Source organism: Sphingobacterium chungjuense (assembly GCF_011316935.1).
In the GTDB taxonomy this organism is placed as follows: Bacteria; Bacteroidota; Bacteroidia; order Sphingobacteriales; family Sphingobacteriaceae; genus Sphingobacterium; species Sphingobacterium chungjuense.
This window is the reverse complement of sequence record NZ_WLYS01000001.1, coordinates 886,624-898,921: the sequence shown is the minus strand read 5'-3', so window position 1 is coordinate 898,921 and position 12,298 is coordinate 886,624. Positions and strand designations below refer to the sequence as shown.

The window sequence follows — 12,298 nt, the reverse complement described above, 5'->3', positions numbered from 1 at the left end:
TCAATTTTAAACATGAAAAAGAAGAACACACTTACCTTATTTTTATACTGCTTATCGTTCTTGTTGATGTTGTCTACAGCGACAGCACAGGATTCGATCAACAATGTCTTTTTCGAACGGATCAATGCCGATGAAGTTCATTTCTTTTATGACCAAAACTACTTTTTGGTCGATAAAAACTGTGAATTTAAATCGATTGAAAGACACGCAGGGTTCGATCGCTCGACGAATAAATTTGATGGAAAATTTGCTGATTATACGGTAGATGGAACGCTTTTATTGACAGGTTCATACACGCAAGGCGCAAAAAATGGATCTTTTATCGCGTATCATCCTAATCGGCAGATAAAATGGGAAGTAACATTCAAAGACAACCAGCCAGAAGGTTTTTGGAACTATTTTTATCCCGACGGAAAACCGTATCTCAGCGTCTCATTTTCTGATTCCACCACACGCATCGTATCGCAATGGGATCGTCGAGGAAAGTTGGGCGTGAAGTTAGGTGATGGGCGGTATGAATTCCTCAATCCAATAGACGGATTTTCCGAATATGGATTTGGTTTTTATTCGATGAGCGGCCGCATCAAAGATGGCTTGCCAAATGGGGCATGGACGATACACTTTGAAAATCCAGAAGCAAAACAAAAAGAATTTGCGGCTGAGGAATATTATCGTGATGGTGTATTGATACGTGGCTATGATGCCTTTAAAGATGCGGAGTATACGACGCCGACGTATGGAATTTTGCCTTACGATAATTTCTATCGGGCAGAAACTTTGCTGTTCAAGCAATGCACGTACGATGACTTTACCGGATTTACCGTCTACCTTGCGGAATATCTACGCAATTCTTTCCAATTAGTGCAATTGGAAAACCCGACAACTACAGATTTCGCCTTTGAGGTTCGTTTGCGTAAAGATGGCACTCCACGTGGTATCAAGATTGTGAAACCACTACCCGACGAAATTAATGACAGCTTTAGAAAAGTAATCGAATCCATCCCATATTATGTGCCTTCCTTTAAACTTGGAGAGTATATAGATGATACGATCACCGTGTACGGCACCATGTCTACAGCAGCAGATAGTAGCCTACAATTTCAGACGAATCGTATTGAACGAAAATTGGAGCACAATAAATAAGACAAAAAGATTACTTTTGCGGGTATTAATCAGATATCGACATGAAATTTCATAAAGAAGGATACACCAGTTTAGCTTTAGTCATTCTCTTTTGTTTTATTGTGAATGCCGTAGCCAACTATTACGATGCTAATACGTATGTTAAATGGTTCTTCTACCTATTATCTGCATTTCTAACCCTTACTATTCTACAATTCTTTCGTAGTCCGACTCGCAAGATTACACAGGAAGCTAATACCATCCTGTGTCCGGCAGATGGCAAGGTGGTGGTTATTGAGGAAACCGAGGAAAACGAATATTTTAAAGACAGACGTTTGCAGGTTTCTATCTTTATGTCGCCAGTAAACGTACATATCAACAGAAGCCCTATCTCTGGATTGGTGTCTTTTTTCAAATACCATCCCGGCAAATTTTTGGTCGCGTGGCATCCGAAATCCTCTTCGGATAACGAGCGTACGACCATCGTTGTAAAGCAAGAGAATGGTGTAGAAGTATTGTTCAGACAAATTGCTGGAGCGCTAGCGCGCAGAATTGTTTGGTATGTGAACGAAGGCGATCAAGTAGAGCAAGGAGCCGAGTTTGGTTTCATCAAATTTGGATCCCGGGTAGATCTTTTCTTGCCTATTGGCACGCAGGTTGATGTCAAAATTGGCGATAAGGTCGTTGGCGGCAAAACGACTTTAGCCCGCCTTTAACAATTCCTTAATAAAGCATTTGTATATTTGAGTTTTATAAACTCAAAAAATCCGTATGACCTTTAGACAGATATCCTTCTTTGTCTCACTCTCTTTTGCAGGTGTTATTTTGGGTATCTTGTTGTATTTCATGCCAGAATGGAAGCGCCCCGCAACCATAGCCGCTGTCGTATTTGCAGCAAGCTACCTGATTATCAGCGCAGTACTGGAGAAATCGATTAATGATCGAATCCACAATCTGTACAAACTGATTACCAACCTCAAGCTGGGTAAAGATCTGAAGGAAGCCTTAGGTCCGTACCGCCCAGAAAATCCCATTGCCGAAGCCGAGCAAGAAGTTTCGGCTTGGGCCAACCAAAAAATGTCGGAAATCGGCCGATTAAAAGAGCAAGCGAAATTTAGAAAAGAATTTCTCTCTAACACTTTACACGAATTTAAAACGCCCCTTTTTGCAGTGCAAGGATATATCGAAACCTTGCAGGATGGCATGATGGAAGAAGATCCCGACATGGCTTTGAGTTTCCTAGCAAAGGCATCCCGTAATATTGATCGACTAAGTTATCTCATTAATGATCTGGATGAAATTGCCAAATTAGAGTCTGGAGCCGTAGTACTCAATATTGAACGCTTCGATATTAATGACCTCATCAACGACACCATCGAATATTTGGAAGATAAGTCAAAAAGCAGCGACATAACTCTAAAGATGGCCAACAAATCCACACAGCAGATCTTTGTAAAGGCCGACAAGAAGAAAATCCAGCAAGTTTTAATCAACTTGGTAGAAAACTCCATCAAATACGGAAACCGCGGCGGAAAGACAACTATTAAGACAAGTCCACTTTTTGAACAAATATTAGTAGAAGTGACCGACAATGGCCAAGGTATTGAAGAAAAAAATCTCTCCCGCGTGTTTGAGCGCTTTTACCGTACAGACAAGAGTAGGTCGCGTGATATCGGTGGTTCTGGATTAGGCCTATCCATTGTAAAACACATTGTAGAGGCACATCAGCAAAGTGTACACGTACGCAGTACCGAAGGAATTGGGACAACCTTTTCATTTACACTGCAAAAGGCTAAATTGACCAACGGATAAAAACAAGTAAACTTAACATTAACTTAACATTAGCTACATACTTTTGTAGGCTTAAACATCACATCATATGGCATTAGGTAATATCTTCAATTTTTTCGTTCCTAAGGACAAAAAATTCTTTCCTCTTTTCGAGCAAGCAGGCTCTAACCTGATCGAAATGGCTAAGGTTCTCAATGAATCTGTTAACACGACTGACAGTCAACTACGCAAAACATTAACGAAAAAAATAGAAGATCTGGAACATCGTGGTGATGATATCACACACCAAATCCATTTAGAATTGGGCAAAAACTTCATTACTCCATTTGATCGCGAAGATATTCACTCTTTAGCGAGCTCACTGGATGATGTGGCAGATTATATCCATGGTGCATCTAACCGCATGGATTTGTACAAAGTAGAAAATCCTACGCAGGCGATGAAAGAATTAGCAGAATTGCTGATCGAAGCGACGGAGCATGTGGCCAAGGCAGTTTACGAACTGAAAGACATCAAAAACGTACGCAACATCACCGATTCTTGTGTACGTATTAATAGTGTAGAAAACAAAGCAGATTACATTTTCGAAAAGGCAGTGGCTGAGTTATTCGAATTCGAAAAAGATGCGATCATCCTTATAAAGCATAAAGAAATCTTGTCTTCTATGGAAACAGCCACAGACAAATGTGAGGATGTATCCAACGTATTGGAGAGCATATTAGTTAAAAACGCGTAATTAGCACAGCGTACTTTACAAAGAAAACAAATAGTACATGATTACTACATTACTTGTCGTTGTTGTCATATTAGCCATCGCGTTTGATTATATCAACGGATTTCATGATGCGGCGAACTCCATCGCAACCATTGTTTCCACGAAAGTGTTGACACCTTTCGTAGCGGTACTATGGGCAGCGCTATTTAATTTTGCCGCCTATTTTTACTTTACAGATCATAAGGTAGCCAATACCATTGCGAAAACAGTATTAGAGGAATACATTACACTTGAAGTGATTTTCGCTGGTTTGGTAGCCGCCATTTCTTGGAATCTATTTACTTGGTATTATGGTATTCCTTCCAGCTCATCGCACACATTAATTGGCGGCTTCGCCGGTTCAGGTATGGCGTACGCGCTGATTCAAGGAGCTAATCCTTTAGACGCTGTAAACTTAGGTGCTACTGCGAAGATTATTTCTTTCATTGTATTAGCGCCCGTTATCGGTATGACGATTTCCATCATCATTACTTTGATCATTATCAATTTGGCTAGAAAATCTCGTCCCGCCGTGGCAGAGAAATGGTTCAAGATATTTCAATTAATATCTTCTGGCGCCTTGAGCTTTGCACATGGTGGTAATGATGCACAAAAGGTCATGGGTATTATCGCTACGGCTCTGATCGCTCAACAGGTTATTCCAAACTTTGAGGCGATGCCAGAATGGGTGCCATTATCTTGTTATGTGGCTATTGCTGCTGGTACGATGAGTGGCGGATGGAAGATCGTAAAGACCATGGGTACGAAAATTACGAAAGTAACACCTTTAGAAGGCGTTAGTGCGGAAAGTGCTGGTGCATTGACTTTGGGTATTACAGAGCATTTCGGTATTCCTGCTTCTACCACACATACCATCACAGGTGCGATCATTGGTGTTGGCGTGGTAAAACGCGTTTCTGCGGTTCGCTGGGGCGTTACGATCAGTCTTTTATGGGCTTGGGTCTTAACTATTCCAGTTAGTGCCGTATTGGGTGGAATCACATTTGCGATCATCCACTATATTGTTTAGACAGTCAAAAAAAATATTTGCTCCATTTAGAAGAAATTTTTCTTTTAAAATTTGGAAAGCTCGTTTGTATTAACGTATTTTTACGGCACAATACCCATAGGATAGAATTTTACAAATTCACCGATGCTAAAATAATTTTTGGCATCGTTCTTGTAAGAGAGATGTTCAATTGGGATTAATTAGAAACAATTAAAAATTCAATAACCTTAAAAACAAGAGTATGAACTATTCTACAATTAAAAAAACAGCTGTTGCAGCTTCTTTAGTAGCCGCTTTCGGTTTTGCTGAAGTTGCTCAGGCTCAACAACCAACTGTATTCGGTGGAAGATCTCAATACAGAACTTGGTCTATCGGTGTTCACGGTGGTATCACTGCACCTAGCGTTTTGACTGGCGGATCTAACGCTTTCGGTCAAAAGGTAGGTTACTTCCAAAACAGTGTTGGTGAGTACTATGGTTTGACTATCCGTAAACAATTCTCTCACCTATTCGGTTTGGAATTGGAAGGTAACCGTGGTCGTATCAAAACTTTCAATGCTGATGCTTCTGGCCCTGCAATTGAGAGCCGTGAGTGGTTACCAGGTGGAGCAACTTCTACTGAAGTTAATGTTGACTGGTCTGGTAGTTTGAACGCGGTATTCCAATTGGGTACTATTGATTTCATGCGCAGAGAAAATGCTGTTAACTTCTTTGCCAAAGTAGGTATGGGAGTATTGGCTTCAAACCCAGTACAATATGCTAACAATGATTTTTCTGGAGCTTCTTTCAGTAACGAAGGAAACTGGGGTACTGAAATCTTCGGAGACAGAACTTCTACAGGAGATCGCAAAAACAAATTGTCTGGTTTTATTCCAGTAGGTGTTGGTGCGAAATTCAAATTATCTGAAGTGGTTGCCTTGAACTTAGGTTACACCATGAACTTCACAGATGATAACAGATTCTATGGACCAGCTCGTGCTGATTACAAAGGAAAATTCTCTCAAGTTACTGGTGGTTTAGAGTTCACTCTAGGATCCCGTGACAAAGAAAACTTGACTTTTGCTAACCCAGTTGCTGCTCTTTACGATGAGTTGAAAGACAACACATTGAGAAACGAAGTTGAAGCTTTGAAACAACGCGTATCTACTTTAGAAGGTACTGTTGATCAATTGAGTAAAGACTCTGATGGTGACGGTGTATCTGATAAATTTGACAAATGTCCTAACACTCCTGCTGGAACTCAAGTAGATGGTGCTGGATGTCCAATCAAATTCCCAGAGCCACAAGTTGTTAACAACGTAGCTACAGGTTCTTACGCAGCTCCAATTCAATTCGAATTTGATAGCTCTGTATTGAAAACTGAATCTTACTCTACTCTTGATAGATTAGCGAAAGAACTACGTGATACTAACGGATCTGTAAAATTAGATGGTTATGCGTCTGCTGAAGGTAACGAAGCTTACAACATGAACCTTTCTAAAGACCGTGCTAACGCGGTTCGTCAATACCTAGTTAACGCTGGTGTTGCTGCTGCTAAAATCACTGCAGAAGGTAAAGGCGAGTCTAACCCAGTAGCGTCTAACGATACTGAAGCTGGTCGCGTTCAAAACCGTCGTGTTGAGATCAAAAAATAATTAACGCCTAGCGTTGATTATCAACATAAGAAAGCCGACTCTTACGAGTCGGCTTTTCTGTTTTCTATGATTTCCGACATTAAACAATGTAACTCGTTTACAGTCTAATGTGTAAATGTGGAAAACAATCGGGATAATTTGAGCCCGAAAACGTTTATCTTCATTTCAACGCAACGGATTAACGTTGCTTGTCAACCATTAGGAGATACTGTACTATGGAAGAAAATTTTGACTTTGGATCACCCGAAGAACAGAAGCACTCAGTGGATCGATATGAGGAAATGCTTCGCAATGAAGATCAGTACTTCTTTGACACGATTGCCTTTGAAGGAATCATTGAATATTATATCGGGAAAAACGATCCTGTAAAAGCATTGCAAGTCGCTGAGTTTGCCCTGAACCAACATCCTTTCGAGACCAATTTCTTTATTCGGAAAGCGCAATTGCTACTTAGTATGCAACAGCTTTCGCTTGCGTTAGAAGCATTGGAAAAAGCAGAACTATTAGAACCTTCCGAATCGGAAATTTACTTGATCAAAGGTGCTGTTTTTGCCTCGTATGGGGATTCTGCCAGAGCAGAGGAAAACTTTTACCGTGCACTAGAACTTAGCGATTCTAAGGACGATATCTATTTTCAGATCGGACAGATGCATCAATCTAACAATGATCTATCTAAAGCGATTCAGTTTTTCAAAAAGACGTTGAGTCTCAATAATGAAAATTCTGATGCGCTATACGCGATTGCTGAATGTTATGATCGTTTAGATCGATTGGAAGAGAGTATATCCTTTTATCAAAAATACATCGATAGTGACCCTTATTCTTTCGTGGCGTGGTACAATTTGGGGAATGCCTTCCATCATTTAGGTAAATTTGAAGAGGCTATTGATGCGTACGATTACGCGATCTTAATACAAGAGAATTTTTCTCCAGCTTATCTGGACAAGGGCAATGCTTTAATTAATTTGGAACGTTACCGTGAAGCGATTGAAGTCTTTAAACATACATTTGAATTCGAAAGTCCGCGTGCCGAAACCTTCTGTGCCATTGGTGAATGCTACGAGAAGCTGGACAAAATGACCAAAGCCCGCGAGTATTACGAAAAATCCGTGAAACTGGATACGCTACATGCGGATGCTTGGTTTGGGATTGGTGTAACGCTGGATTCGGAAGGTCGCTATTTCGAATCGCTATACTATTACAAGAAAGCGTTAGAAATAGACGAAGAAAACCCAGATATCTGGTTTGCAATTGCTGATGCGCGCTACAAACTGCATCAGATCGAAGAATCGGAATATGCTTATTCGCGCGTGGTAGAACTGAATCCCACCGATGCAGAGGCTTGGTTAGACTATTCTTCGCTCTTATTTGAGCAAGGTAAACTGGAAGCAGCCATTGAATCTATGGCCGAAGGAATTAAGTGCAATCCGGATGAAGCGCTGTTGTATTACCGTACTGTGGCTTATCTTATCGCGAATGGAAATTTGAATGAAGCGCTGAACTTTTTAGATATTGCTTTAACTAAAGACCCTGATAAAGCGTACGTCATATTCGAGTATCTGCCGCAATTGGAAGGCAACCAAATCATTTTAGAACTAATCAAGAAATACACCGGATAAGATCCTATCAAATATGAAGAAGCTTGGCCTGATCGGCTATCCTCTGGGGCATTCTTTCTCCAAGAAGTATTATGTGGAGAAGATGGAAAAGGAACATATTGTGGGAATAGACTATGATTTATACCCTATTCCCAAAATCGAAGATTTTCCGACCCTCTATACGGACGAAAATACTGATTTTGTTGGCTGTAATGTGACCATTCCGTACAAACAGGCAGTGATGCCGTACTTGCAGGAATTATCGGAGGAAGCTAGAGAAATTGGTGCCGTAAACTGCATCACAATCAATCATCTTCCTTCGGGCGAAAAGAAGCTGGTCGGATACAACACGGATGCATATGGATTTGAGGAATCTTTAAAAAAATATTGGAATCCCGACAAGCACAACAAAGCATTGGTATTGGGCAATGGTGGCGCGGCCAAAGCCGTTTTGTTCGTGCTAAAAAAACTCAATGTTCCGGCTCAGTTAGTGAGCAGAGTCAAATCTGACTCCGCCATTAGCTACGAGGAACTATCAGTAGACATGCTCGCTGAACATCGTCTGATTATCAATTGCACCCCATTAGGTACTTTTCCAAACGTAGATGCTTGTCCACCTATTCCCTACGATGGAGTTGGAAAAGATCATTACCTCTACGACCTAATCTATAATCCAGAAGAGACACTTTTTTTAAAGCAAGGACGAGCAAAGGGAGCCGTAACCAAAAATGGATTGGAGATGCTGATCCTACAAGCAGATAAGAATTGGGAGATTTGGGATGTTCTATAGAGTTTTTATAAAAAAAATTCCCAAACGAGGTAATTTAATTGGTTGGGTGTAGTTTTTTCACTATTTTACAACATATTAAAAAACTAAACATTATGAACATCAAAAATTTAACACTGCTATCTGTAGTCGCCTGCCTCTTGTTTTCCGCAAGCTGTCAGAAGGATTTTAAAGAAAAACATGACGGAGGAGATGAAGAAAATTTAACTTCATTAGTAACTAAATTGGGCTTCGACACCTTAAACATGAAAGTTTCAGGAGATACTTTATGGGTCGAGGACGATATTGTACTTTTTAAATCTAAACTATCACAAACCTCCCCTCGCCAAGCTATAGCAAACCCCCCAGGCTCTGCTAGTGTTCCTAATCTGATTTTATATTATATCGCACCACAATCAGCACTAGGAGGCTTTAACTCAAGTGAAGAAGCTGCAATTTTGGCAGCAATAGCAAGCTACTCAAGTTTGACAAATTCCAACGGTACTACGTACCTAAATTTTCAAAGAGTGTATTCACTTAATCAGGCGCATATAAATTTCTTTGGGTATTCTAATCAAAGGGATGCTAACTTATGTGGCTTTGCACAGTGGCCGACAGTGAACAATAGGATTCTAAATCCGGGTGATGTTTATATAAATCTTGCTGTTACTCGTGGGACAACTGGCACAATAAGCCCATTATCACATTCGCAATTGGTATTTCTTGTTGCCCATGAAATGGGTCATGCTTTTGGCGTTCGTCACACTAACTGGAGATTGCTTGGAGAGCCTCAGTTTGAAGGTTCTGTAGGAGCTTATACAGTACCATTTACCGACAATTCATCACCAAATCCCGACCCTTCATCTGTATTTAACGGTAGGACTTGTGGTTTCTATTGGAATGGCTTCACTGCTGGCGATGAAAGAGCGATATCGTGGTCCACACAGGCTTCAATATTAATACAATAGGCAGATTCTACTTCTCGTCACTAAATTTTGCTATTTTTGAAGATGATAGCAATTGAGACCCTTACTTACAATCCTTATAAAGAGAATACACTCATTCTATATAATGCGCAGAATGAGTGTATTATCGTAGATCCGGGTATGCACAATAAGCAGGAAGAACAACACTTTCTATCTTTCATCAGTAATAAGGGACTTAAGCCGGTTTTGCTATTGAACACACACTGCCATGTGGATCATGTGTTGGGCAACAAATTTGTCTATGACAACTTTGGATTAATGGCACAATTTCATGAAGGCGAAATCCCTGTTTTGCTAGAAGTGCAGAATTATGCGCCACAAATGGGTTTTAATTACGATGCAGCACCCATCGCCGAGCAATTTCTATCGGACAAAGACATCATTAACTTTGGAGACGAAACTTTGGAGGTAGTCTTGGCGCCAGGACATTCGCCGGCGCATCTTTGTTTTTACTCTGCTAAGCACCATTTTTTGATCGGCGGTGATGTATTGTTTCGCAATAGTATTGGACGCACCGACCTTCCCGGAGGAAATCATAGTCAACTATTACAAAGCATTAAAGAACGTATTTACAGCTTGCCCGATAACACGACGGTTTACCCCGGTCACGGACCAACTACTACGATTGGTTTTGAAAAGACTTCAAACCCTTTCATCCAAGGTTAATCCATGAAGTTGCCTTTATTCTTCGCGAAGCGATACCTCTTTTCTAAAAAGTCTGTAAACGCGATCAATATCATTTCTTCGATCAGCGTTGTAGGAGTGCTAGTCAGTAGCGCCGCTTTAGTCATTGTACTTTCGTTTTACAATGGCATGGAGCAGTTTATCTTGTCGCAATACAGTGTGTTCTCTCCAGATCTTCGTATTGAGCCTACGACCGGAAAAGTATTCGATGCAGAAGGCGTTCTATTTAAAGAGCTACGCTCAAATAAGGCAATCAAATCATACAGCGAAATTCTGGAAGATCGCGTGTTGGTGCAATATGGCAACCAACAGTTCGTAGGCAGAATTAAAGGCGTGGAGCAAGAAAGTTTGCAAACTCAAGCCACAGAAGAGATGCTGCTGTTTGGCGACTATAAGGTGCAGGAAGACAGTGCCAATTTCGCGATTATAGGTGCTCAGGTACAAACCAATTTGCAGATTTCCTACAAAGAATTTGATAATGCGATCGCATTATACATCCCCAAGAAAAATATCAACCCACAGGTTAGCAATCTCAATCCCATGGATGAGATCAACGTACGAAGGATCACGCCCACTGCCGTCATGAAATTCCAGCAAGGATTTGATGACCTCGTGATTACGTCACTAAGCTTTGCGAAAGACCTTTTGAGTGAGCCTAACCGCGTGTCAGCCATTGAGCTATTCTTACAAGATCCTACGGACGTCACTAAGATACAGCGATCTATACAAAAAGAATTAGGTGACGATTTCATTATCAAAGACCGGCAGCAGCAGAACCCTACCTTGTACAAGACGGTAAGTTCAGAGAAGTGGATTGTATTCTTTATCGTCACTATCATCGGCGTTATCGCGATCTTTAACATCATCGGATCATTAACCATGTTAGTGATCGACAAGAAAAAGGATATCCAAATATTAAAGAGTTTTGGAGCGGACGCCAATCTTATTCAACGTATATTTTTCTTTGAAGGAGTACTGATTGCGCTATTAGGCAGTGTGATTGGCATAGGACTGGGAATTGCCTTTTGTTTGCTGCAGATCAAGTATGGATTTGTACGTACGGGTGGACAGACTCTCTTTGATGCCTATCCGGTTGAAGTACGCTATATGGATTTTGCGCTGATTTTTTTTACCGTGATGCTTTCCTCTATCTTAATCTCGTACGCTGCATCAAAATTGAGTATCAAGCGATTTGGTTCGGTAGGGCTTCACGAAGAATAGCTAGTACTTTAGGCGTTTTCTACTAAAGTCTCCACTTTTTATTTGGTTGATGAAACTTCCCCAAGCAAATGGGTTTAGGAACGGTGTGGTTGCATTTTGGCGGATACCCGAATTGTTCATCTGAATGTGATTCATTCGCCCATCAAAACTCTGCATCTCTTCTGGACTACGCGGCAAAACTGCAGAAAGCGCGGCCAAAGCTTCAGGACTAAGATTTCTACGCGCGTTCAGATGTTCGTCCGTACCAGAATTCATTGCTAAAAAGGCCAACGTAAACTCTTCTATACTAGCCCAAGGCAGAGGCGGCCCGATAGAAACAATGGGAAGCTCTTCTACCAAACTTTCCATTTCAATATTTAGACTGTATTTGTCACCTGAGATATCATTAGGTACAGTAATCGTCATGGGCTTATATCCTATGGAAGAAAAAGCAATGACATCACCCTTGTGTGCTACGAATGTAAAGTATCCTTCGTGATTGGCAATAAACAATTGATTCCCAAAACTTGAATTGATGATGGTCACGTAAGGCACCTCAATAGTAGTCCCCGTTGCCGTGATCACGCCAGAGAACTGTACAATCTCTTTCTTCTGCGCTTGCGCAAAAGAAACCGTTAGGAGTAGTATACTAAAAACAAGAAATGGAAATCCCTTTGCCATATATGCACAAAAATAAACAATCACCACAGGTAGCGTTGTTAAAATGTGTTAATCAGGTCTAATTTGGAAAAACG

12 protein-coding genes are annotated in these 12,298 nt (G+C 40.8%); 11 read left to right on the top strand and 1 reads right to left on the bottom strand.

Features of this window, described 5'->3' with window-relative positions; genetic code table 11:
- Window positions 1–12: 12 nt before the first annotated feature.
- The 11 genes from GKO22_RS04100 to GKO22_RS04050 all read left to right on the top strand — a co-directional run bounded on the left by GKO22_RS04100 (window position 13) and on the right by GKO22_RS04050 (window position 11,564).
- Window positions 13–1,143 carry a toxin-antitoxin system YwqK family antitoxin gene (locus tag GKO22_RS04100; protein ID WP_166332793.1) on the top strand — a complete coding sequence of 377 codons (1,131 nt, stop codon included), beginning with the start codon at window positions 13–15 and terminating at the stop codon, window positions 1,141–1,143.
- Window positions 1,144–1,184: 41 nt separating this feature from the next.
- Window positions 1,185–1,838 carry a phosphatidylserine decarboxylase family protein gene (locus GKO22_RS04095; protein ID WP_166332792.1) on the top strand — a complete coding sequence of 218 codons (654 nt, stop codon included), beginning with the start codon at window positions 1,185–1,187 and terminating at the stop codon, window positions 1,836–1,838.
- Between the two features lie 55 nt (window positions 1,839–1,893).
- Window positions 1,894–2,934: a sensor histidine kinase gene (locus GKO22_RS04090; protein ID WP_166332791.1), complete on the top strand. Its 1,041-nt coding sequence runs from the start codon at window positions 1,894–1,896 to the stop codon at window positions 2,932–2,934.
- Between the two features lie 67 nt (window positions 2,935–3,001).
- Window positions 3,002–3,649: a DUF47 domain-containing protein gene (locus GKO22_RS04085; RefSeq protein WP_166332790.1), complete on the top strand. Its 648-nt coding sequence runs from the start codon at window positions 3,002–3,004 to the stop codon at window positions 3,647–3,649.
- A gap of 37 nt (window positions 3,650–3,686) precedes the next feature.
- Complete coding sequence (locus GKO22_RS04080) at window positions 3,687–4,697, top strand: inorganic phosphate transporter (RefSeq protein ID WP_116775443.1); 1,011 nt, start codon at window positions 3,687–3,689, stop codon at window positions 4,695–4,697.
- Between the two features lie 220 nt (window positions 4,698–4,917).
- Window positions 4,918–6,309 (top strand): OmpA family protein, encoded by a 1,392-nt coding sequence (locus GKO22_RS04075; RefSeq protein ID WP_166332789.1) that lies wholly within the window; start codon window positions 4,918–4,920, stop codon window positions 6,307–6,309.
- Between the two features lie 215 nt (window positions 6,310–6,524).
- A complete protein-coding gene (locus GKO22_RS04070) occupies window positions 6,525–7,928 on the top strand; it encodes a tetratricopeptide repeat protein (RefSeq protein ID WP_166332788.1) in 1,404 nt (467 codons plus the stop codon).
- 13 nt (window positions 7,929–7,941) lie between these two features.
- On the top strand, window positions 7,942–8,697 hold the full coding sequence (locus GKO22_RS04065; protein WP_166332787.1) for a shikimate dehydrogenase family protein: 756 nt from the start codon (window positions 7,942–7,944) through the stop codon (window positions 8,695–8,697).
- A gap of 92 nt (window positions 8,698–8,789) precedes the next feature.
- On the top strand, window positions 8,790–9,641 hold the full coding sequence (locus GKO22_RS04060) for a zinc-dependent metalloprotease family protein (protein WP_166332786.1): 852 nt from the start codon (window positions 8,790–8,792) through the stop codon (window positions 9,639–9,641).
- 42 nt (window positions 9,642–9,683) lie between these two features.
- Window positions 9,684–10,325 (top strand): MBL fold metallo-hydrolase, encoded by a 642-nt coding sequence (locus tag GKO22_RS04055; RefSeq protein ID WP_166332785.1) that lies wholly within the window; start codon window positions 9,684–9,686, stop codon window positions 10,323–10,325.
- A gap of 3 nt (window positions 10,326–10,328) precedes the next feature.
- On the top strand, window positions 10,329–11,564 hold the full coding sequence (locus tag GKO22_RS04050) for an FtsX-like permease family protein (protein ID WP_166332784.1): 1,236 nt from the start codon (window positions 10,329–10,331) through the stop codon (window positions 11,562–11,564).
- Here the strand turns inward: GKO22_RS04050 and GKO22_RS04045 are convergent, their stop codons facing one another.
- On the bottom strand, window positions 11,565–12,224 hold the full coding sequence (locus tag GKO22_RS04045) for a carboxypeptidase-like regulatory domain-containing protein (RefSeq protein WP_166332783.1): 660 nt from the start codon (window positions 12,222–12,224) through the stop codon (window positions 11,565–11,567).
- Between the last annotated feature and the right edge of the window lie 74 nt (window positions 12,225–12,298).